The sequence below is a fragment of the Mycobacterium spongiae genome (genome assembly GCF_018278905.1).
GTDB classification, from domain to species: domain Bacteria; phylum Actinomycetota; class Actinomycetes; order Mycobacteriales; family Mycobacteriaceae; genus Mycobacterium; species Mycobacterium spongiae.
In genome coordinates, this window is record NZ_CP046600.1 from 3,989,741 (window position 1) to 4,012,567 (window position 22,827).

14 protein-coding genes and 1 tRNA gene are annotated in these 22,827 nt (G+C 74.4%); 6 read left to right on the plus strand and 9 right to left on the minus strand.

Annotation, left to right across the window (positions count from 1 at the left end):
- The first annotated feature begins 187 nt into the window (after positions 1–187).
- The 4 genes from F6B93_RS23440 (at position 188) to F6B93_RS23445 (ending at position 14,622) form a co-directional block, all read left to right on the plus strand.
- Positions 188–7,882 (plus strand): PE family protein, encoded by a 7,695-nt coding sequence (locus F6B93_RS23440; RefSeq protein WP_211695980.1) that lies wholly within the window; start codon positions 188–190, stop codon positions 7,880–7,882.
- Positions 7,840–9,192: a hypothetical protein gene (locus F6B93_RS16175; RefSeq protein ID WP_211695981.1), complete on the plus strand. Its 1,353-nt coding sequence runs from the start codon at positions 7,840–7,842 to the stop codon at positions 9,190–9,192. Before F6B93_RS23440 ends, F6B93_RS16175 begins: the two co-directional genes overlap by 43 nt.
- On the plus strand, positions 9,116–10,159 hold the full coding sequence (locus F6B93_RS16180; protein ID WP_211695982.1) for a hypothetical protein: 1,044 nt from the start codon (positions 9,116–9,118) through the stop codon (positions 10,157–10,159). Before F6B93_RS16175 ends, F6B93_RS16180 begins: the two co-directional genes overlap by 77 nt.
- 470 nt (positions 10,160–10,629) lie before the next feature.
- A complete protein-coding gene (locus F6B93_RS23445) occupies positions 10,630–14,622 on the plus strand; it encodes a PE family protein (RefSeq protein WP_425518560.1) in 3,993 nt (1,330 codons plus the stop codon).
- Positions 14,623–14,818: 196 nt separating this feature from the next.
- Here F6B93_RS23445 and F6B93_RS16190 read toward each other — a convergent pair.
- A tRNA-Leu gene (locus F6B93_RS16190) sits at positions 14,819–14,902 on the minus strand.
- 491 nt (positions 14,903–15,393) lie between these two features.
- Between F6B93_RS16190 and F6B93_RS16195 the strand changes: the two genes are divergently transcribed.
- Positions 15,394–15,774 carry a hypothetical protein gene (locus tag F6B93_RS16195; protein WP_211695984.1) on the plus strand — a complete coding sequence of 127 codons (381 nt, stop codon included), beginning with the start codon at positions 15,394–15,396 and terminating at the stop codon, positions 15,772–15,774.
- Entirely contained in the window at positions 15,771–16,121 is a 351-nt protein-coding gene (locus F6B93_RS16200) for a DUF3817 domain-containing protein (RefSeq protein ID WP_211695985.1), read from the plus strand. The genes F6B93_RS16195 and F6B93_RS16200 overlap by 4 nt, the downstream gene beginning before the upstream one ends.
- Here the strand turns inward: F6B93_RS16200 and rdgB are convergent.
- From rdgB to F6B93_RS16240, 8 genes are all read right to left on the minus strand, one after another.
- Positions 16,118–16,717: an RdgB/HAM1 family non-canonical purine NTP pyrophosphatase gene (gene rdgB, locus F6B93_RS16205; protein ID WP_211695986.1), complete on the minus strand. Its 600-nt coding sequence runs from the start codon at positions 16,715–16,717 to the stop codon at positions 16,118–16,120. The two genes, F6B93_RS16200 and rdgB, sit on opposite strands and share 4 nt — an antisense overlap.
- A complete protein-coding gene (locus F6B93_RS16210) occupies positions 16,717–17,913 on the minus strand; it encodes an FAD-dependent monooxygenase (protein WP_211695987.1) in 1,197 nt (398 codons plus the stop codon). The genes rdgB and F6B93_RS16210 overlap by 1 nt, the downstream gene beginning before the upstream one ends.
- Before the next feature lie 44 nt (positions 17,914–17,957).
- Positions 17,958–18,737: a ribonuclease PH gene (rph, locus tag F6B93_RS16215; protein ID WP_211695988.1), complete on the minus strand. Its 780-nt coding sequence runs from the start codon at positions 18,735–18,737 to the stop codon at positions 17,958–17,960.
- Between the two features lie 387 nt (positions 18,738–19,124).
- Complete coding sequence (locus F6B93_RS16220; protein ID WP_211695989.1) at positions 19,125–19,913, minus strand: cyclic nucleotide-degrading phosphodiesterase; 789 nt, start codon at positions 19,911–19,913, stop codon at positions 19,125–19,127.
- A gap of 71 nt (positions 19,914–19,984) precedes the next feature.
- Entirely contained in the window at positions 19,985–20,824 is an 840-nt protein-coding gene (gene murI / locus F6B93_RS16225; protein ID WP_211695990.1) for a glutamate racemase, read from the minus strand.
- Positions 20,821–21,519 carry a rhomboid family intramembrane serine protease gene (locus F6B93_RS16230; RefSeq protein ID WP_211695991.1) on the minus strand — a complete coding sequence of 233 codons (699 nt, stop codon included), beginning with the start codon at positions 21,517–21,519 and terminating at the stop codon, positions 20,821–20,823. Before F6B93_RS16230 ends, murI begins: the two co-directional genes overlap by 4 nt.
- Positions 21,520–21,568: 49 nt before the next feature.
- Positions 21,569–22,540 (minus strand): cysteine synthase, encoded by a 972-nt coding sequence (locus F6B93_RS16235; RefSeq protein WP_211695992.1) that lies wholly within the window; start codon positions 22,538–22,540, stop codon positions 21,569–21,571.
- Between the two features lie 8 nt (positions 22,541–22,548).
- Positions 22,549–22,821: a MoaD/ThiS family protein gene (locus F6B93_RS16240; protein ID WP_211695993.1), complete on the minus strand. Its 273-nt coding sequence runs from the start codon at positions 22,819–22,821 to the stop codon at positions 22,549–22,551.
- Positions 22,822–22,827 lie beyond the last annotated feature (6 nt).

Below are 22,827 nucleotides of genomic sequence, written 5' to 3' on the forward strand. Positions count from 1 at the left end.
TCTTCAACACCGGCGCCGGCAGCTCGGGCCTCTCCAGCCTCGGTCGGCTGGTTGTCCAATCCGCGGAATCAGTTGTGGCCGTGCAGCTTCCAGGATCCGGCTTACAGCCCGGTCTGAACCAAACCCCCGCGGGCCTCCGCGTTGAGGCCCGCACGTAGCGCAGTCGTGGGCAGCTTGGAGTCGTCTTATGTCTATCGTATTGATCTCCCCGGAAATCGTGGCCGCAGCCGCAGGTGATCTGCGGACCATCGGATCGACCATTGACCAGGCCAATGCGGTAGCTGCAGGTTCCACGACGGAGTTGCTGGCCGCCGGCGCCGACGAGGTGTCAACGCGCATTGCCGCGCTGTTCGGCATACACGGCCAGGAATATCAAGCTGTCAGTGCGCAGGTTGCGGCCTACCACGAGCGGTTCGTCCAGTCCCTGGGTGCCTCAGCTGCATCGTATGCATCGACCGAGGCAGCCAGCGCCGAACAAGTTCTGCTGAACCTCATCAATGCGCCAACCCAGGCGCTGCTGGGGCGACCCCTGATCGGCAACGGTGCCAACGCCACGACTCCCGGCGGCGCCGGCGGAGACGGTGGGCTGCTCTTCGGTAGCGGTGGCAGCGGAGCAGCAGGGGCACCCGGGCAGGCCGGCGGCGCCGGCGGATCTGCGGGCCTGTGGGGCAACGGCGGCGGTGGTGGCGCGGGCGGGATCGGCGGCGGCACCGGCGGCACCGGCGGCAACGCCGGGTGGTTGTATGGCCGCGGCGGAACTGGTGGAGCGGGCGGAGCCGGCGGCGGCACTGGCGGGGCCGGCGGGCAAGCATGGCTGTTTGGTCACGGGGGAATCGGCGGGATCGGCGGCATCGGCGGGGGTACCGGCGGCACTGGCGGGTCGGGCGGCCTGCTGATCGGAGGCGGCGGCCATGGGGGCACCGGCGGGGTTGGCGACGCCGGCGGCGAAGGTGGCACCGGCGGCCGTGGCGGGAGCCCCGGGTGGCTGTTCGGCGCAGCTGGCGCCGGTGGCGACGGTGGTGCCGGCGGCACCGCTGCCACGTCCGGCACTGCCGGAGGTACGGGCGGCCACGGCGGGTCCGGCGGGCGGGGCGGGTTGTTTATGGGCGGTGGTGCCGGCGGTAATGGCGGCGCGGGCGGAGCCGGTCTTGCCGGCACCGACGGCGGCGGCGACGGCGCCATCGGCACCAGTGGCGGGACTGGCGGCATCGGCGGCAACGGCGGAGTCGGGGGTCAAGCCGCCCTGATGTTCGGCGCCGGCGGGACCGGCGGGACTGGCGGGACCGGCGGCGCCGGCGGTGACGGCGGTCTCGGCGGTGACGGCCTGACCGGTGTCGGCGGAGCCGGCGGCACCGGCGGGACCGGCGGGTCCGCCGGCCAGGGCGGAGCAGGTGGCGCCCAGAACATATTCAGCCCTAACGGCACCGCCGGTCGTACCGGCAGCGGTGGTGTCGGTGGGGCTGGTGGGGCCGGCGGGACCGGCGCCGACGGACTTCTCGCGGGTCAAGCCGGCGCTGCCGGTGGTCAGGGCGGCCAAGGCGGCGCCGGCGGAACGGCTGGCGCCGGTGGCACCAACGGATCCGGAGGCGCCGGCGGGATCGGCGGCACCGGCGGGGCCGGCAAAGCCGGCGACCCGGGTCTGGCCGGCGGCGACGGCGGGGCCGGCGGGCTCGGCGGCGACGGCGGCAACGCCGGCACCGGCACCGGCACCGACGGCAGTGGTGGGGTCGCCGGCGCCGGCGGCACCGGCGGCACCGGCGGCGACGGCGGGATCGGGGCGGCCAGCAGCACCGGCGGCGACGGCGGCCTCGGCGGCCAGGGCGGCACCGGCGGCAAAGGCGGCCTCGACACCAGCACCATCACCAGCGCCGCCAGCGGCGACGGCGGCTCCGGCGGCCAAGGCGGGACCGGCGGTATCGGCGGAGTCGGCACCGGCGCTCCCGCGGGCACCGGCGGCACCGGCGGCACCGGCGGCGCCGCCGGCGACGGCGGTATCGCCAACACCGGCGGGGCGGCCGGCAGCACCGGCACCGGCGGCGACGGTGGCGCGGGCGGCGCCGGCGGGACCGGCGCCGACGGACTTCTCGCGGGTCAAGCCGGCGCTGCCGGTGGTCAGGGCGGCCAAGGCGGCGCCGGCGGAACGGCTGGCGCCGGTGGCACCAACGGATCCGGAGGCGCCGGCGGGATCGGCGGCACCGGCGGGGCCGGCAAAGCCGGCGACCCGGGTCTGGCCGGCGGCGACGGCGGGGCCGGCGGGCTCGGCGGCGACGGCGGCAACGCCGGCACCGGCACCGGCACCGACGGCAGTGGTGGGGTCGCCGGCGCCGGCGGCACCGGCGGCACCGGCGGCGACGGCGGGATCGGGGCGGCCAGCAGCACCGGCGGCGACGGCGGCCTCGGCGGCCAGGGCGGCACCGGCGGCAAAGGCGGCCTCGACACCAGCACCATCACCAGCGCCGCCAGCGGCGACGGCGGCTCCGGCGGCCAAGGCGGGACCGGCGGTATCGGCGGAGTCGGCACCGGCGCTCCCGCGGGCACCGGCGGCACCGGCGGCACCGGCGGCGCCGCCGGCGACGGCGGTATCGCCAACACGGGCGGGGCGGCCGGCAGCACCGGCACCGGCGGCGACGGTGGCGCGGGCGGCGCCGGCGGGACCGGCGCCGACGGACTTCTCGCGGGTCAAGCCGGCGCTGCCGGTGGTCAGGGCGGCCAAGGCGGCGCCGGCGGAACGGCTGGCGCCGGTGGCACCAACGGATCCGGAGGCGCCGGCGGGATCGGCGGCACCGGCGGGGCCGGCAAAGCCGGCGACCCGGGTCTGGCCGGCGGCGACGGCGGGGCCGGCGGGCTCGGCGGCGACGGCGGCAACGCCGGCACCGGCACCGGCACCGACGGCAGTGGTGGGGTCGCCGGCGCCGGCGGCACCGGCGGCACCGGCGGCGACGGCGGGATCGGGGCGGCCAGCAGCACCGGCGGCGACGGCGGCCTCGGCGGCCAGGGCGGCACCGGCGGCAAAGGCGGCCTCGACACCAGCACCATCACCAGCGCCGCCAGCGGCGACGGCGGCTCCGGCGGCCAAGGCGGGACCGGCGGTATCGGCGGAGTCGGCACCGGCGCTCCCGCGGGCACCGGCGGCACCGGCGGCACCGGCGGCGCCGCCGGCGACGGCGGTATCGCCAACACCGGCGGGGCGGCCGGCAGCACCGGCACCGGCGGCGACGGTGGCGCGGGCGGCGCCGGCGGGACCGGCGCCGACGGACTTCTCGCGGGTCAAGCCGGCGCTGCCGGTGGTCAGGGCGGCCAAGGCGGCGCCGGCGGAACGGCTGGCGCCGGTGGCACCAACGGATCCGGAGGCGCCGGCGGGATCGGCGGCACCGGCGGGGCCGGCAAAGCCGGCGACCCGGGTCTGGCCGGCGGCGACGGCGGGGCCGGCGGGCTCGGCGGCGACGGCGGCAACGCCGGCACCGGCACCGGCACCGACGGCAGTGGTGGGGTCGCCGGCGCCGGCGGCACCGGCGGCACCGGCGGCGACGGCGGGATCGGGGCGGCCAGCAGCACCGGCGGCGACGGCGGCCTCGGCGGCCAGGGCGGCACCGGCGGCAAAGGCGGCCTCGACACCAGCACCATCACCAGCGCCGCCAGCGGCGACGGCGGCTCCGGCGGCCAAGGCGGGACCGGCGGTATCGGCGGAGTCGGCACCGGCGCTCCCGCGGGCACCGGCGGCACCGGCGGCACCGGCGGCGCCGCCGGCGACGGCGGTATCGCCAACACCGGCGGGGCGGCCGGCAGCACCGGCACCGGCGGCGACGGTGGCGCGGGCGGCGCCGGCGGGACCGGCGCCGACGGACTTCTCGCGGGTCAAGCCGGCGCTGCCGGTGGTCAGGGCGGCCAAGGCGGCGCCGGCGGAACGGCTGGCGCCGGTGGCACCAACGGATCCGGAGGCGCCGGCGGGATCGGCGGCACCGGCGGGGCCGGCAAAGCCGGCGACCCGGGTCTGGCCGGCGGCGACGGCGGGGCCGGCGGGCTCGGCGGCGACGGCGGCAACGCCGGCACCGGCACCGGCACCGACGGCAGTGGTGGGGTCGCCGGCGCCGGCGGCACCGGCGGCACCGGCGGCGACGGCGGGATCGGTGCGGCCAGCAGCACCGGCGGCGACGGCGGCCTCGGCGGCCAGGGCGGCACCGGCGGCAAAGGCGGCCTCGACACCAGCGGTATCCAAGTTGGCGGCGGACAGGGCGGCGACGGTGGCCAAGGTGGCACCGGCGGAGCCGGTGGAGAAGGCGCGGACAGTGTCGACCCGTTGGTGGCAGGTCAGGCCGGCGGCCAGGGCGGCACCGGCGGCCAAGGCGGCGACGCTGGGCTTGGTGGTGCTGGCTCCACCACCGGCAGTGCAGGCACGGCAGGTGACGGCGGCGCCGGCGGCAAGGGCGGCCAGGGTGGTGCGGGGGCCGACAACGCCACGGTGGTCGGCGCCGGGGCTCAAGGCGGCACCGGCGGTGCCGGTGGAGCCGGCGGCCAAGGCGGTGACGGCGGGGCGGCCGGAAACGCCAACGGCGGCACCGGCGGCACCCAAGGCGCTGGCGGCACCGGTGGTACCGGCGGGGGCGGCGGCCAAGGCGGCGCCGGTGGTGACGGCACCGATGGTGTCGGGTCCGGGGCTGGTGGCACCGCCGGCGGCACCGGCGGCTCCGGCGGGGTCGGTGGCGACGCTGGGCTTGGTGGTGCTGGCTCCACCACCGGCAGTGCGGGCACGGCCGGTGACGGCGGGGCCGGTGGTATCGGCGGCGCCGGCGGCCACGGCGCTGACAACACCGACATCGTCGCGGCCGGCGCCACGGGCGCCACCGGCGGTGCCGGTGGGGCCGGCGGCCAAGGCGGTGACGGCGGGGCGGCCGGAAACGCCAACGGCGGTACCGCCGGCAGCCAAGGTGTTGGTGGTGACGGTGGTACCGGCGGGGGCGGCGGCCAAGGCGGCGCCGGTGGCGACGGCACCGATGGTGTCGGGTCGGGGGCTGCTGGCACCGCCGGCGGTACCGGCGGCTCCGGCGGCCAAGGCGGCGACGCCGGACTCGGCGGCACCGGCTCCACCACCGGTGCCGCGGGCACCGCTGGTGACGGCGGCCAAGGTGGTACCGGCGGCACCGGCGGCCGCGGCGCCAACAACACCGACACCGTGGCAGCCGGGGCCCAAGGCGCCACCGGCGGCCAAGGCGGAGCCGGCGGCCAAGGCGGTACCGGCGGAGCGGCCGGAGACGCCAACGGCGGCACCGCAGGCAACCAAGGCGCCGGCGGCCAAGGTGGTACCGGCGGGGGCGGCGGCCAAGGCGGCGCCGGTGGCGACGGCACCGATGGTGTCGGGTCGGGGGCTGCTGGCACCGCCGGCGGCACCGGCGGCACCGGCGGCCAAGGCGGCGACGCCGGACTCGGCGGCACCGGCTCCACCACCGGTGCCGCGGGCACCGCTGGTGACGGCGGCCAAGGTGGTACCGGCGGCACCGGCGGCCGCGGCGCCAACAACACCGACACCGTGGCAGCCGGGGCCCAAGGCGCCACCGGCGGCCAAGGCGGAGCCGGCGGCCAAGGCGGTACCGGCGGAGCGGCCGGAGACGCCAACGGCGGCACCGCAGGCAACCAAGGCGCCGGCGGCCAAGGTGGTACCGGCGGGGGCGGCGGCCAAGGCGGCGCCGGTGGTGACGGCACCGATGGTGTCGGGTCCGGGGCTGGTGGCACCGCCGGCGGCACCGGCGGCACCGGCGGGGTCGGTGGCGACGCCGGGCTTGGTGGTGCTGGCTCCACCACCGGCAGTGCGGGCACGGCCGGTGACGGCGGGGCCGGTGGTATCGGCGGCGCCGGCGGCCACGGCGCTGACAACACCGACATCGTCGCGGCCGGCGCCACGGGCGCCACCGGCGGTGCCGGTGGGGCCGGCGGCCAAGGCGGTGACGGCGGGGCGGCCGGAAACGCCAACGGCGGTACCGCCGGCAGCCAAGGTGCTGGCGGCACCGGTGGCACCGGCGGAACCGGCGGCCAAGGCGGGCAAGGCGGTGACGGGCCCGATGGTGTCGGGTCCGGCGCTGCTGGCACCACCGGCGGCCAGGGCGGCACCGGCGGGGTTGGTGGTGGCGCCGGCCTCGGTGGTGCTGGCTCCACCACGGGCAGTGCGGGCACGGCCGGTGACGGCGGCCAAGGTGGTATCGGCGGCACCGGCGGCACCGGCGCCAACAACACCGACACCGTGAGCGCGGGCGCCCAGGGCGCCACCGGCGGCACCGGTGGAGCCGGCGGCCAAGGCGGCACCGGCGGCACAGCCGGGGCCGCCAACGGCGGCACCGCCGGTAACCAAGGCGCCGGCGGCCAAGGCGGCACCGGCGGAACCGGCGGCCAAGGCGGGCAAGGCGGCACCGGCACCGACAGCACCGACCCGGTGCTGTCGGGTCAGGCCGGCGGCCAAGGCGGCACCGGCGGCCAAGGCGGCGACGCCGGACTCGGCGGCACCGGCTCCACCACCGGTGCCGCGGGCACGGCCGGTGACGGCGGGACCGGTGGTATCGGCGGCACCGGCGGCCACGGCGCCAACAACACCGACACCGTGGGCGCGGGCGCCCAGGGCGCCACCGGCGGTGCCGGTGGAGCCGGCGGCCAAGGCGGCACCGGCGGCACAGCCGGGACCGCCAACGGCGGCACCGCCGGCAACCAAGGCGCCGGCGGCCAAGGCGGCACCGGCGGAACCGGCGGCCAAGGCGGCGCCGGTGGCGACGGCACCGCCAGCACCGACCCGGTGCTGGCCGGCGGTGCGGGCGGCCAAGGCGGCACCGGCGGCCAAGGCGGCGACGCCGGACTCGGCGGCACCGGCTCCACCACCGGTGCCGCGGGCACCGCTGGTGACGGCGGCCAAGGTGGTACCGGCGGCCAAGGTGGCCACGGCGCCAACAACACCGACACCGTCGCGGCAGGGGCCACAGGCGCCACCGGCGGCACCGGCGGAACCGGCGGCCAAGGCGGCACCGGCGGCACAGCCGGGACCACCAATGGCGGCACCGCCGGCAACCAAGGCGCCGGCGGCCAAGGCGGCACCGGCGGAACCGGCGGCCAAGGCGGCGCCGGCGGTGACGGCACCGATGGTGTCGGGTCCGGGGCTGCTGGCACCGCCGGCGGCACTGGCGGCACCGGCGGCCAAGGCGGCGACGCCGGACTCGGCGGCACCGGCTCCACCACTGGTGCCGCGGGCACGGCCGGTGACGGCGGCGCCGGTGGTATCGGCGGCCAAGGTGGCCACGGCGCCAACAACACCGACACCGTCGCGGCAGGGGCCACAGGCGCCACCGGCGGTGCCGGTGGAGCCGGCGGCCAAGGCGGCACCGGCGGCACAGCCGGGACCACCAATGGCGGCACCGCCGGCAACCAAGGCGCCGGCGGCCAAGGCGGCACCGGCGGAACCGGCGGCCAAGGCGGCGCCGGCGGCGACGGCACCGATGGCGTCGGGTCCGGGGCTGCTGGCACCGCCGGCGGCACCGGCGGCGCCGGCGGACAAGGCGGCGACGCCGGCCTCGGCGGCACCGGCTCCACCACCGGTGCCGCGGGTACCGCCGGTGACGGCGGCCAAGGCGGTATCGGCGGCACCGGCGGCCACGGCGCCGACAACACCGACACCGTCGCGGCAGGGGCCACAGGCGCCACCGGTGGCACCGGTGGGGCCGGCGGCCAAGGCGGTGACGGCGGGGCGGCCGGGGCGGCCAATGGCGGCACCGCCGGCAACCAAGGCGCCGGCGGCACCGGAGGCACCGGCGGGCCGGCGGCCAAGGCGGTGCCGGTGGCAACGGCATCGACAGTGTCGACGCGCTGGTGGCGGGTCAGGCCGGCGGCCACGGCGGCACGGGCGGCCTAGGCGGCAACGCCGGGCTTGGTGGTGCTGGCTCCACCACGGGCAGTGCGGGCACGGCCGGTGACGGCGGGGCCGGCGGCAAAGGCGGCCAGGGTGGTGCGGGTGCCGACAACACCGACACCGTGGCAGCCGGGGCCCAAGGCGCCACCGGTGGCACCGGTGGGGCCGGCGGCCAAGGCGGTGACGGCGGGGCGGCCGGGGCGGCCAATGGCGGCACCGCCGGCAACCAAGGCGCCGGCGGCACCGGTGGCGCCGGCGGAACCGGCGGCCAAGGCGGGCAAGGCGGCACCGGCACCGACAGCACCGACCCGGTGCTGGCCGGCGGTGCGGGCGGCCAAGGCGGCACCGGCGGCCAAGGCGGCGACGCCGGACTCGGCGGCACCGGCTCCACCACCGGTGCCGCGGGCACCGCCGGTGACGGCGGCGCCGGTGGTATCGGCGGCACCGGCGGCCACGGCGCCGACAACATCGACACCGTGGCAGCCGGGACCCAAGGCGCCACCGGCGGCACCGGTGGGGCCGGCGGCCAAGGCGGTGACGGCGGGGCGGCCGGGGCGGCCAATGGCGGCACCGCCGCCAGCCAAGGCGCCGGCGGCACCGGTGGCGCCGGCGGAACGGCGCGCCAAGGCGGACAGGGCGGCACCGGCACCGACAGCACCGACCCGGTGCTGGCCGGCGGTGCGGGCGGCCAAGGCGGCACCGGCGGCCAAGGCGGCGACGCCGGACTAGGCGCGCACCGGCTCCACCCAACCGGTGCGCGGGCACCGGCCGGTGACGGCGGCGCCGGTGGTATCGGCGGCACCGGCGGCCACGGCGCCAACAAACACCGACACCGTCGCGGCAGGGGCCACAGCGCCACCGCGGTTGCCGGTGTGAGCCGGCGGCCAAGGCGGTACCGGCGGCGGCACAGCCGGGACCACCAATGGGCGCACCGCCGGGTAACCAAGGCGCCGGCGGCCAAGGCGGCACCGGCGGGAACCGGCGGCCCAAGGCGGCGCGCCGGCGGTCACGGCACCGATTGGTGTCGGGTCCGGGCTGCTGGCACCGCCGCCGCGGCACTGGCGGCACCGGCGGCCAAAGGGCGGGCGAACGCCGGACTCGCGGCACCGGCCTCCACCACCGTGTTGCCGCGGCACCGCCGCGTGACGGCGCGGGACCGGTGGTATCGGCGGCACCGGCGGCACGGCGCCGACAACACCCGACACCGTCGCAGCAGGGCCACGGGCGCCACCGGCGGTGCGGAGGTGCGAGCCGGCGGCCAAGGCCGGTACGGCGGCACAGCCGGGGACCACCAATGGCGGCACCGCCGGTAACCAAGGCGCCGCGGCCAAGGCGGCCACCGGCGGAACCGCGGCCAAGGCGGCGCCGGCGGTCACGGCACCCGATGGTGTCGGCTTCCGGGGCTGCTGGCACCCGCCGGCCGGCGCTGCGGGCACCGGCGGCAAGGCGGCGACGCGGACTCGGCGGCCCAAGGCGGCGACGCCGGACTCCGGCGGCACTGGCGCCACCACCGGTGCCGCGGGCACCGCCGGTGACGGCGGGACCGGTGGTATCGGCGGCACCGGCGGCACCGGCGCCGACAACACCGACACCGTGGGCGCGGGCGCCCAGGGCGCCACCGGCGGTGCCGGTGGAGCCGGCGGCCAAGGCGGTACCGGCGGCACAGCCGGGACCACCAATGGCGGCACCGCCGGCAACCAAGGCGCCGGCGGCCAAGGCGGCACCGGCGGCCAAGGCGGCGACGCCGGACTCGGCGGCACCGGCTCCACCACCGGTGCCGCGGGCACCGCCGGTGACGGCGGGACCGGTGGTATCGGCGGCACCGGCGGCACCGGCGCCGACAACACCGACACCGTGGGCGCGGGCGCCCAGGGCGCCACCGGCGGTGCCGGTGGAGCCGGCGGCCAAGGCGGTAACGGCGGCATAGCCGGCAACGCCAACGGCGGCACCGCCGGCCACCAAGGCGCCGGCGGCCAAGGCGGCACCGGCGGAACCGGCGGCCAAGGCGGCGCCGGCGGTCACGGCACCGATGGTGTCGGGTCCGGGGCTGCTGGCACCGCCGGCGGCACTGGCGGCACCGCGGCCAAGGCGGCGACGCCGGACTCGGCGGCACCGGCTCCACCACCGGTGCCGCGGGCACCGCCGGTGACGGCGGGACCGGTGGTATCGGCGGCACCGGCGGCACCGGCGCCGACAACACCGACACCGTCGCAGCAGGGGCCACGGGAGCCACCGGCGGCACCGGTGGAGCCGGCGGCCAAGGCGGTAACGGCGGCATAGCCGGCAACGCCAACGGCGGCACCGCCGGCACCCAAGGCGCCGGCGGCCAAGGCGGCACCGGCGGAACCGGCGGCCAAGGCGGGCAGGGCGGCACCGGCACCGCCAGCACCGACCCGGTGCAGGCGGGTCAGGCCGGCGGGAAAGGCGGCACCGGCGGCCAAGGCGGCGACGCCGGCCTCGGCGGCACCGGCTCCACCACCGGTGCCGCGGGCACCGCCGGTGACGGCGGCCAAGGCGGTATCGGCGGCACCGGCGGCCACGGCGCCGACAACACCGACACCGTCGCGGCCGGCGCCACGGGCGCCACCGGCGGCACCGGCGGAGCCGGCGGCCAAGGCGGCGACGGCGGAGCGGCCGGCAACGCCCACGGCGGCACCGCCGGCACACAAGGCGCCGGCGGCCAAGGCGGCACCGGCGGAACCGGCGGCAAGGGCGGCGCCGGGGGTGACGGCGTTGACAATAGCGGCGATATGACCGGAAAGGCCGGCGGCGACGGCGGCGACGGCGGCACCGGTGGAGACGGCGGTAAGGCCGGAGCCGGCGGCGCCGGGTCAGTGATCGGCGCGACAGGAACCGGCGGAACCGGTGGCGACGGCGGCGACGCCGGCGATGGCGGCGCCGGCGGCCACGGCCCTCTTACTGACGACCCAGGCGGCGACGGCGGAGCTGGCGGCACCGGCGGCGCGGGCGGAACCGGAGGCGCTGGTATCGGCGCCACCGGGGGCGGCACCGGCGGCACCGGCGGCACCGCCGGCGACGGCGGCACCGGCGGCGAAGGCGGCGAGCTCGGCGGACCTGGCGGCGCTGGGGGCGCAGCGGGCACTGGCGGGGCAGGCGGGGACGGAGGCACCGGCGGCGGCGACGGCGGCGACGGCGGCACCGGCGGCGAGGGCGGCACCGGCGGCCTCGGCGATTCCCGACCTGGCACCGGGCCCGGTGCCGGCGCGATCGGCGGTGTCGGCGGCATCGGCGGCGCCGGCGGAGTCGGGGGTAACGCGGGCGCCGGCGGCACTGGCGACGGTGGAGCAGGCGGCGACGGCGGCACCGGCGGCACTGGCGGCGACGGGGGCAACGCCGCGATCGTAGACGGCGACGTCGGCGGCGCCGGCGGCGATGGTGGCACCGGCGGCGCAGCCGGTGCCGGCGGCACCGGGTCGGGCGGCGGCGTTGACGGCAGCTCCGGTACCGGCGGCACCGGCGGCCAGGGCGGCGACGGCGGCAACGGCAGCCAAGGCAGAAGCAAAATTTCGGGCCAGGGCGACGCGCAAGACGGGTTCGACGGCGGCGCCGGCGGGGCTGGTGGAGCCGGCGGCGCGGGCATCGGCGGAGTCGGCGGCGGCGACGGCGGCAACGGCGGCACCGGAGGAACCGGAGGCAAGGGCGGTGTGGGCGGTGATGGAAACACCGTTGTCCAAGCCGGCGACGGCGGTACAGGTGGCTCCGGCGGCACCGGCGGGGCCGCCGGAACGGGCGGGATCGGCGGAGGCGCCAATGGAACCGGTGGCACCGGCGGCGCGGCCGGCGATGGCGGTGACGGCGGCAAAGGCAGTCAGCCCGTAAACGGCGCAACCGGCGCATCCGGTGGAGCCGGCGGCGACGGCGGCAAAGGCGGTGCCGGCGGCGCGGGAATTGGCACTACTGGCGGCGGCACCGGCGGAACCGGCGGCGCGGCCGGCGACGGTGGCAAAGGCGGTGCCGGCGGCGCGGGAATCGGCACAACCGGCGGCACCGGCGGAACTGGCGGCGCGGCCGGCACCGGCGGCGCAGGCGGCACCGGCGGCACCGGCGGCGGAAACGGTGGCGACGCCGGCGCGGGCGGAACCGGCGGCGACGGCGGAACCGGAGGCGCTGGCTTCGGCGGCACCAGCGGCGGCGCAGGCGGCACCAGCGGAACCGGAGGCGACGGCGGCGCCGGCGGCGCCTCCGGCGCAGGCGGCAATGGCAACGGCGGCACAGGCGGCAACGGCGGCCAGGGCGGCACCGGCGGGAACGGCGGAAATGGCGGCGACGGCGACAGCGACTTCATCATCAACTCTGGTCGCGGCGGGGACGGCGGCAACGGCGGAGACCCCGGAGCTGGTGGCGCCGGTGGGAAGGGCGGTAACGGCACTGTTGTCGGTGCGGATGGCCTAGCTGGACAGACTCCCAGTAGCGGGGGTGACGGCGGTAACGGCGGAAACGGTGCTGACGCGCTCGTCGCCGGCACCAACGGCGGCGACGGTGGCAACGGCGGCAACGGCGGACTAGTCGGCGACGGCGGGGCCGGCGGCACCGGCGGTGACGGCGCGATCGGCCCTAACGACGCCGTCGGCAACAGTGTCGGCGGTGCCGGCGGCAGCGGCGGCAACGGCGGCAGCGGCGGCAACATCATCGGTGACGGCGGAGTCGGCGGTAGCGGCGGCAATGGCGGCAACGGCGGCGACAACGCCGGTTCCGACAGTGTGGGCGGGGTCGGCGGTGACGGCGGTGACGGCGGTGCCAGCACCAACGGGGCTGGCGGGAACGGCGCGGCTGGCGGTAACGGCGGTATCGCCGGCGCCAACGCCGGCAACAGTGTCGGCGGTGGCGGCGGTTCTGGCGGTGACGGCGGATTCGGTGGCACCGCAGGCGGGCACGGCGGAGACGGCGGCCTCGCGGCCGATGGCCGCGACGACAACACCAGCGGCACCAGTACCGGCGGTGCCGGCGGTTCCGGTGGCAACGGCGGCGACAGCACCAACGGGCCTGGTGGGAACGGCGGCAACGGCACCAACGGCGGCGACGGCGGCGACAACACGGGCGGCACCAGTTTCAGTGGGGACGGCGGCAACGGCGGCAACGGCGGCGCCAGCACCACCGGGGCAGGCGGGGCAGCCGGCGCCGGCGGCAACGGCGGCGACGGCGGCGACAACGCCGGCAACTTCAGTAGCGCTGGCAACGGCGGCAACGGCGGCAACGGCGGCGCCAGCACCACCGGGGCAGGCGGGGCAGCCGGCACCGCTGGCAACGGCGGCAACGGCGGCGACAACGCCGGCAACGTCAGTCGCGGCGGGGCCGGCGGTGATGGCGGTGCCGGCGGCGCCAGCACCAACGGGGCAGGCGCGAACGGCGCGACGGGCGGCGACGGCGGTGCCGCCGGCGCCAACGCCGCAACCAGTATCGGCGGTGACGGCGGGCGCGGCGGTGACGGCGGATTCGGTGGCACCGCAGGCGGGCACGGCGGAGACGGCGGCCTCGCGGCCGATGGCCGCGACGACAACACCAGCGGCAACGGCGGCACTCTCGGCGGTGACGGCGGTTCCGGCGGCAACGGCGGCGACAGCACCAACGGGCCCGGTGGGAGCGGCGGCAACGGCACCAACGGCGGCAACGGCGGCGACAACGCCGGCGGCGACAGTGCCGGGGGGGACGGCGGGAACGGCGGTAATGGCGGCGCCAGCACCAACGGGGCGGGCGGGGCAGCCGGCGCCGCCGGCCATGGCGGCAACGCCGGCGACAACGCCGGCCTTGGCAGTAGGGGCGGGCGTGGCGGTTCCGGCGGTGACGGCGGCGCCAGCACCAACGGGGCAGGCGCCAACGGCGCCACTGGCGGCAACGGCGGCACCAGCGGCGTCAACGCCGGCTTCGCCAGTTTCGGCGGTAGAGGCGGTTCTGGTGGTGACGGCGGATTCGGTGGCACCTTAGGCGGAGACGGCGGAGACGGCGGCCTCGCCGCTGATGGCCGCGACGACATCCTCAACGCCGGCGCCAACAGCCTCAGCATCGGCGGTGCCGGCGGTTCCGGCGGCAACGGCGGCGACAGCACCAGCGGGCCCGGTGGGAAGGGCGGCAACGGCACCAACGGCGGCAACGGCGGCGCCAACGCCGGCGGCTTCAGTACCGGCGGTGACGGCGGTACCGGCGGTGCCGGCGGCGCCAGCATCGACGGGGCTGGCGGGAACGGCGGGATCGGCGGGAATGGCGGTGACGGCGGCGCCAACCCGGGCCTAGACAGTCGCGGCGGTGCCGGCGGGAACGGCGGTGACGGCGGCTTCAGCACCAACGAGGCTGGCGGGAACGGCGGTAACGGCGGTACCGGCGGGGTCGGCGGCGACGACGCCGACCGCGACAGTCTCGGCGGCGCCGGCGGGAACGGCGGTGCCGGCGGCGCCAGCACCAACGGGGCCGGTGGGAACGGCGGGAACGGCGCTAGCGGCGGTGCCGGCGGCGACAACCCGGACCGACTCACTTTCGGTGGTGACGGCGGCGACGGCGGTGCGGGCGGTGCCAGCACTAACGGGGCTGGCGGGAACGGCGGTAACGGCGCCAACGGCGCCAACGGCGGCATCGGCGGCTTCTCCAGTGTCGGCGGGGACGGCGGGGACGGCGGTGACGGCGGTCCGGGTGGCGGCGGACCCGGCGAGGCCGGCGTCTTGGGCGGAGGCCCTGCTGGGAGCGCCGGCGGACCCGGCGGTGCAGGCGGCGAGGGCGGGCCCGCGGCCTAGACCTCGACCGACTGCAACCGGTCGGTCAATTTCGCGGCCTCGATGCAGACACCTCGGCGCCTTAGCCCCGAGATGGACGGTGGGCGGATGCGAGGTAACTGCGCGCCCCGAGAGCCCCGACATCGGCGGATCTATTGCGCCACATTGACGAACCTCGGATAGGGCCTGACCAGAGTCAACACCGGGGAGACCGGAGTGCGGGCGGAGGGACTCGAACCCTCAAGCTCTTTCGAGCACCGGCACCTAAAGCCGGCATGTTTGCCAATTTCATCACGCCCGCGGCGTGCCGATCCTACCCGCCTGCCGGCCCCATCAACGTGTTGGTCGTTCCGGCAACCTTGGCTTGACCACTGCGACGAGATCGACCACCAGGTGCGTTCGGCGGACGAGTCAAAACGCGTACACCGTCTACCGCACAGCGACGCTGCCTCGTTCCAGTCATTGCACCGAGACATCGCTGTACTCAAAGCACTGGCCTGCGTGCTACCCCAGCACAGGCGCGGCAAGAATCACCTGAAGCGGATCCGCCTGGAACCCCCGGCACCAAGTGCTTGTCAAGCAGGTAGCGGAAGAATTCGTACCGCGGTCTGATGGATAGCGATGGGTGCCGCGTGGTAGCCGACGATCGCGGCGCTCGAGGCGTTGGATACGACTTCGCGAATACCACAAGGTCGCGGTAGTGCCGCTCGATGAACTCCAAGAGCCCAAGCCATGACGCCCACCATTTGCGGGGTGAACGCCTCACAGACCACAGCGCGGTACCTTCGAGTGGTGTCCACGAGCCGTCTGCGCCGACCTGCGCTGATCGCCCTGGTTCTCGTTGCGGCCTGCGGTTGTCTCGCCTTGGGCTGGTGGCAGTGGACGCGATTCCAGTCTGCGTCGGGCACCTTCCAGAATCTCGGCTATGCGCTCCAATGGCCGGCGTTCGCCTGGTTCTGCGTCTACGCGTACCGCAAGTTCGTTCGCTACGAAGAAGTACCGCCGGAGCCGCGAAACCACGGCGGCATCACCGAGATACCTGCCGGACTGCTGCCCGAGCGGCCAAGGCCGACGCTGCCTGACACCGACGATCCCGCCCTGCGGGAGTACAACGCCTACCTGGCCGAACTCGCAAAAAGCGATGCCGAAAAGGAGAACAGGACCACCGCATGACCACACCAGAGACACCCGAAGCGCCGGCGCCCGCGGTCTCCACCGACAAGATCCGTAACGCACTGCTTGCCTACCGGATCATGGCGTGGGCCACAGGCATCTGGCTCATTGCGCTGTGCTACGAAATCGTGTCGCACCTCGTTTACCACCAAGAGATCCGGTGGATCGAGGTCGTGCACGGCTGGGTGTACTTCGTCTATGTGCTGGCCGCATTCAACCTGGCGATCAAGGTCCGCTGGCCGATTGCCAAGACGATCGGTGTGCTGCTGGCCGGAACGATCCCGCTCCTGGGCATCATCGTCGAGCACTTCCAGACGCGGAACGTCAAGGCGCGATTCGGCCTCTAAGCCAGCGCCCGCAACGCAGGCAACAGCAGTGCCAGGGCGCGACCACGATGCGATACCGCGTCCTTTTCCACCGGGCTCAGCTGGGCAGCGGTGCGGTCAGAACCGTCGGGAACAAAGACCGGGTCGTAGCCGAACCCGCCGGCACCGCGGGGCTGTCGTGCAATCGTTCCGGGCCACTCGCCGCGCACCACGACCTCGTCGGAACCACAGACCAGTGCACATGCCGAGACGAATGACGCACCACGCCGGTCGTCGGGCACATCGCGCAGCTGGGCGAGCAAGAGCGCCGTATTGCCAGCGTCATCGCCATGGCTTCCTGCCCATCGCGCCGACAGCACGCCGGGCATGCCGTTGAGCGCCTCGACCGCCAACCCGGAGTCGTCGGCGACGCTCGCCAAGCCAGTCGCCGCGTAGGCATCGCGGGCTTTGGCCAGCGCATTGTCCTCGAATGTCGCTCCGGTTTCCGGCGCTTCATCGAACGGTGCCACGTCATTCAGCGACACGAGCGTCAAGGCCGATAATCCTGAGCCGTCCAGCACCCGACGCAGTTCGACCAGCTTCTTGCGATTGCGGCTGGCGACCAGTAGCTCAGTCATCACTGCGCCGGCCCTTCCCCGGTGGATTCACTCCGGTGCAGCGCGGGTATCAGGTCACTAGGTGTGCCGGCCACAGCTGCGCGCGCGACGCGGTCAATGATGGGCAGCTGCACCGCCCTTAGCACAGCGCGTCGCGCCAGCAGCGAGGCCCGTGATGCGGGGACGAAAAAGCCGCCCGACCACCGGCCGGCCCGCTGCGTGCGTTCGACCACCGGCCGCCATTGCTTCTCGTAGCCAGCGAGCGCCTGATCGACGGATGGAATGCGCCGTAGTTGGTCGGCCAGCACGTATGCGCCGCCCATGGCCATGGACGCGCCCTGGCCGGCAAGCACCGACACCGCGAAGCAAGCGTCGCCGACGAGTACGCATCGGCCGCTGCTCCAATGCGGCAACGTCACCTGGGCGACCTGGTCGTAGTAGATCTCCGACGGAGGCGGAAGCTTCCTCAATACTTGGGGCACCACCCAGCCCATCCCTCCATAGGTTGCACACAGCGCCGCGCGGGGGTCGTCGGGCACGGTGGGATCCTCGCTGCGGTGAATGGTGAAACCAGCAACACGATGATCGCGTAACCCGTAGAGACCCAGCAGCCGGCCTATGGTGTCGGTCATCAAGAAGCGGCCATCTAGGGCCTCATTGAGCTCCTGGTCATGAAAGGTAAATGCCGCGGTGTGAAAGCCCAGGTAACGCACATAGTCAGACTCGTCACCGAAGGTCAGCCGCCGCACCGTCGAGTGCAGTCCGTCGGCACCGACGAGAAGGTCCACGTCGAGCTCGGAGCCATCGTCGAGGACGACCCAGACCGAACCGCCGCGGTCCTCGACCGCGGTCGGGGTGGTGCCAAATCGCAGGTCCACCGAGGTCGGCAGCGATTCGCGCAGCACCCGCTCTAGGTCGGGCCGCATCACATCAAGCGACGGGCTGGGCGCCAGCAGACTCATGGGCAAGCTAGCGCGGTGGCGCCCTCGCTCATCGACCAAGATGGCTTCCTCGAGGTGGTACGCGGCTTCCTGGATAGCGGGCATCAGTCCCATCGCCTCGGCGGTGGCGTAGCCGTGTCCAAAAACGTCGATCATGTAGCCCTGCGTTCGCGGAACCGGCGAACGCTCCAGCAACACCACCTCCACGCCCCGCACCGAAAGCCGGTTCGCCAACGCCAGTCCCGCGATGCCAGCCCCGCAGATCAGCGCTTTCATCTACCGCACCGATTCCGACTGACCGGGGTCTACCAAGAGCCCGGTCAGGTTCCGAACGCCTTCGGCGCCGAAGGGCCTACGGGCAGCACTCCGGGGTAGGGCAGGGCCAGCGCATCGCGTTGCGCAGCAAACAACGTGTCGCACGCGGCCAGTGCTGTGTCGAGCAGCTTGTCCAGTGTCGAGCGCGGGAACGTCGCACCCTCGCCGGTCCCCTGAACCTCCACCAGAGTCCCGGTGTCGGTGGCGACGACATTCATGTCAACTTCGGCGCGGGAGTCTTCTTCGTAAGACAGGTCAGCACGAATCCTGCCGTCGACGACGCCGACGCTCACCGCCGCAATGGCACACGACAACGGCCTGGGATCGGACAGTTTGCCGGCCGCAGACAGATAGGTCACGGCATCGGCCAATGCGACATAGGCACCGGAGATGGCCGCTGTGCGGGTGCCGCCATCGGCCTGCAACACGTCGCAGTCGACCGCGATGGTGTTCTCACCCAGCGCCCCCAAGTCGATGCAAGCGCGCAGCGACCGGCCGATCAGTCGGCTGATCTCCTGGGTGCGTCCGCTGAGCCGGCCTCTCACCGACTCCCGGTCCGAGCGAGTGTGCGTCGCCGCCGGCAGCATGGCGTACTCGGCCGTGAGCCACCCCAACCCCGACCCTTTGCGCCAGCGGGGCACTCCGTCGGCGATGCTGGCGGTGCACATGACTTTCGTGCCGCCGAATTCGATCAGTACGGAACCTGCGGGATTATCGGTGAAGCCCCGGTTGATGACCACCGGGCGCAGCTCGTCGTCGGGGCGGCCGTCTTCTCGTTTGGACACGAGCCCGACTCTAGCCCGCCGACGATGCGCGCCTGGAAGGCGCGGGGAGGAGGCGGGCAATCCAGTTCGAGCCCGCCGACGATGCGCGCCCGGAAGGCGCGGGGAGGAGGCGGGCCATCCAGTTCGAGCCCGCCGACGATGCGCGCCCGGAAGGCGCGGGGAGGAGGCGGGCCATCCAGTTCGAGCCCGCCGACGATGCGCGCCCGGAAGGCGCGGGGAGGAGGCGGGCCATCCAGTTCGAGCCCGCCGACGATGCGCGCCCGGAAGGCGCGGGGAGGAGGCGGGCCATCCAGTTCGAGCCCGCCGACGATGCGCGCCCGGAAGGCGCGGGGAGGAGGCGGGCCATCCAGTTCGAGCCCGCCGACGACGAGCGCCTAGAGAGCGCGGCTAGAGCGTCGGTCGCTTCGGCAGAACCTCGAACGTCTCATCCGATACCACCGCATGCACCGGGCCGTCGAACTCGGCCTTGGCCTCGGAAATCACATCCTCTCGTGACGTCCATGGCGGGATATGGGTAAGCAGCAGCTCGCGAACACCGGCCTCGCTCGCCGCGCGTCCGGCCTCGGTGCCTGACAGGTGAAGGTCGGGCGGGTGATTGGGTGAGTGCGTCCACGATGCCTCGCAGAGAAAAACGTCAGCGCCGCGAGCCAGCTCGACGAGTTGGTCACAGGTGCCGGTGTCGCCGCTGTACACCAGGGACCCGCCAGAAGGACCGGTAAAGCGCAAACCATACGATTCGGTCGGGTGAGCAACCACCCTCGGCATCACGGTGACCGCACCGATAGTCACCGGCTCGCCGTCGACCCAATGGTGAATATCGAAGATGTCCGAGCAATCGTCGATCTCGCCGCCGTACGGTGACGACGCCGCGCCCAATCGCGACCAGGTATCGCTCGGGCCATAGAGCAAGGCCTTGTCAACAGGACGCGACGTCGGGTGGTAGCGCCGCCATACGAACAATCCTGGCAAGTCCAAACAGTGGTCCGCGTGCAAATGCGACAACAGCACCTGCACCGATCCAGGATCGGTATGCCGCTGCAAAGCACCGAGCACACCCCCGCCGAAATCGACGACGATCGGCGGAGTGTCCGGAGCTCGCAGTAGGTAGCCGGAGGCAGGCGAATCCGGCCCGACGACGCTGCCGGAGCATCCGAGCACGGTTAGTCGCACGGACACTACTGTGCCATGCCCCGTTGCACGATGAGAAAGACATCGCCGCATTCGGTAATGAGAATCTCTCGACGACCCTACTGGACGCGCAACGGATGCACAGCGTGGACACCGCCCAGCGCCGGGCCCAAGAACCGCGCCGCCAGTTTGGTGAACGCTTCCACGTCACCGGTGGCCTCGAATACTCGGGTCACCGGCGGCGCATCGTGCGGGCGCAGCAGGTCACTCTCGGTGAGCACGCGGACCACCTCTTTGGCGGTCTCCTCGGCGCTGGAGACCAAGGCGACGTTGTCACCCATCGCCAGCTGAATCAGCCCGGATAGCAGCGGATAGTGGGTGCACCCAAGTACCAAGGTGTCCACGCCGGCCCGCTGCAGGGGCTCCAGGTAGCCCTGCGCCAGACCCAGCACCTGACGACCGCTGGTGACGCCACGCTCGACAAAGTCGACGAACCGGGGGCAGGCAACCGCGGTGACTTCGATGTTGGGTGCGGCGGCGAACGCATCTTGATAGGCGTGCGAGGTAATGGTCGCGCGGGTACCGATCACTCCGATGCGGCCGTTGTGCGTCGCGGCGACCGCGCGCCGGACGGCCGGCAAGATCACTTCGACCACGGGCACGTCGTATCGCTCGCGAGCGTCGCGCAAGCACGCTGCAGAGGCAGAGTTGCATGCGATCACCAACGCCTTGACGCCGCGGCCAACGAGGTCGTCGCCGATAGTCAGCGCGTGCGCACGAACCTCCGGAATGGTCAACGGACCGTAGGGACCGTTGCCGGTGTCGCCGACATAGACGATGTCCTCGTCAGGTAGCTGATCGATGATCGCTCGTGCCACCGTCAGTCCGCCCACACCGGAGTCGAAGACTCCGACCGGAGCCTGAGGTCCCCGCCCGCTAACCGGGGGCGACGACCTCATGCCTTCGGATGCAGCGACGGGTTGGATCGCGTGCCGCCCTTTCTCAGTGCGCGAGCCTTACGCTCCGGAGCGGACAAGACGAAGGCGGCCACCACACCCGCGAGCGCGCCACACAGATGACCCTGCCAGGACACACCGCCACACTGGCCCAGCACCGGCATGGCGCCGAGCAGCACGCCGCCGTAAACGAAGAAGACCACCAGCCCGACGATGATGTCGGATACCTTGCGGACGAGGAACCCGAACACGATGAGGAAAGTCAGCCAGCCGAAGATCAGGCCGGAGGCCCCGATGTGGTCGGTTGGGCCGCAGCTGCTGCCCACGTTGCCGATGAGCCACGTACCGAAGCCGCCAAGGATCCACACGATCGCAGTGGCCCAGACAAAGCGGGAGAGTCCAGCCAACGTCATCAGAAATCCCAGCACCAGCAGTGGAATCGTGTTGGCCATCAGGTGTGCCCAGTTGGCGTGCAGCAGCGGCGCGAAGATGATCCCCCACAAACCGTCGGCTTCTAGCGGCCTGATGCCGTTGACGTCCAGCCGATTCCCGGACAGCTGGTCGAACAGTTCGATGACGTACAGCAACGCGACGAAGGTGAGGATGGTCGTCCCACCAATAACCCACCGCGGCCGTTTCTCCGGCTGGGCTTCCGGCTTCTTGGTTCGTTTGGTCACGAGCGCCGCTCTCCCCCGCACGCGGGTGGTGCCCCCACCTCATCGCCTCCTTCATGGTCGCCGGAGCGGGTCATGCCCATAGCTGGCCGTCCAGAGCGTCCTCGGCCTCATCCAGGCTACCGGCGTAGGCGCCCGTCGACAGATACTTCCAGCCTGCGTCAGCGACCACGAAAGCAATGTCGGCGCGCTCGCTGGCCTTGACCGCCGCCGCGCCCATCGAGAGCGCCGCATGAAGCACCGCGCCGGTGGAGATGCCGGCAAAGATGCCTTCCGAGTCCACCAGCTCACGGGTGCGGCGCACCGCGTCGAGCGCACCGACCGAGTACCGGGTCGTCAGGACGTCCGGGTCGTAGAGTTCGGGCACAAACCCTTCGTCGATGTTGCGCAGCGCGTATACCCCTTCGCCGTAGCGGGGCTCGGCCGCCACGATCTTGACGTCGGCGACATGCTCACGCAGAAACCGGCCGGTACCCATGAGCGTGCCCGTGGTGCCCAAGCCGGCGATGAAGTGGGTGATCTCGGGCAGGTCCGCCAGCAACTCGGGACCCGTACCGCGGTAGTGCGAGTCGACATTGGCCGGGTTGCCGTACTGATAGAGCATCACCCATTCCGGGTTGGCCGCGGCGAGTTCTTTGGCGGTGGCCACCGCAGTGTTAGACCCGCCTTGGGCCGGCGAGAAGATGATCTGGGCTCCGTACAGCTCCAGTAGTTGACGCCGCTCTACTGAGGTGTTCTCCGGCATCACGCAAATCAACCGATAGCCCTTCAACCGGGCCGCCATCGCCAGCGCGATTCCGGTATTTCCGCTCGTGGGCTCGAGGATGGTGGCGCCCGGCGCCAGCAGCCCGTCTTGCTCGGCCTGTTCGATCATCCGCAATGCCGGGCGGTCCTTGATCGACCCGGTGGGGTTGCGATCCTCGAGTTTGGCCCAGAGCCGAACGTGCGGCCCGTCCGGCCCGTCAGCCCACCGGGGTGACAACCGTTGAAGACCAACCACCGGCGTATTTCCCAGCGCCTGCAACAACGAGTCGTATCGCGTCATACGCTGGCTTACCCACCAGCAACGGCGGGCAAAATGGTGACCGAGTCACCGTCGGCGACCGCGGTGTCCAGGCCGCCGGAAAACCGCACATCCTGGTCGTTGACGTAGATGTTCACGAAGCGGTGCAGCTTGCCGTTATCGATCAGCCGCTCCGAAATGCCCGAATAGTTGGCCTCCAGATCGCTGAGGACTTCACCCAGCGTCCCGCCGTTCGCCAAGACGCGCTTCTGGCCCCCGGTGTGGGGGCGCAGGATGGTCGGGATGGACACGGTGACGTTCATGGGGAC

Bases quoted from the DNA above. Each gene is read 5' to 3' on its own strand.
- F6B93_RS23440 (WP_211695980.1), top strand. From the start codon at position 188: ATGTCTATCGTATTGATCTCCCCGGAAATCGTGGCCGCAGCCGCAGGT.
- F6B93_RS23445 (WP_425518560.1), top strand. From the start codon at position 10,630: ATGACCGGAAAGGCCGGCGGCGACGGCGGCGACGGCGGCACCGGTGGA.
- F6B93_RS16200 (WP_211695985.1), top strand. From the start codon at position 15,771: ATGACCACACCAGAGACACCCGAAGCGCCGGCGCCCGCGGTCTCCACC.
- rdgB (WP_211695986.1), bottom strand. From the start codon at position 16,717: ATGACTGAGCTACTGGTCGCCAGCCGCAATCGCAAGAAGCTGGTCGAA.
- F6B93_RS16210 (WP_211695987.1), bottom strand. From the start codon at position 17,913: ATGAAAGCGCTGATCTGCGGGGCTGGCATCGCGGGACTGGCGTTGGCG.
- murI (WP_211695990.1), bottom strand. From the start codon at position 20,824: ATGAGGTCGTCGCCCCCGGTTAGCGGGCGGGGACCTCAGGCTCCGGTC.
- F6B93_RS16235 (WP_211695992.1), bottom strand. From the start codon at position 22,540: ATGACGCGATACGACTCGTTGTTGCAGGCGCTGGGAAATACGCCGGTG.
- F6B93_RS16240 (WP_211695993.1), bottom strand. From the start codon at position 22,821: ATGAACGTCACCGTGTCCATCCCGACCATCCTGCGCCCCCACACCGGG.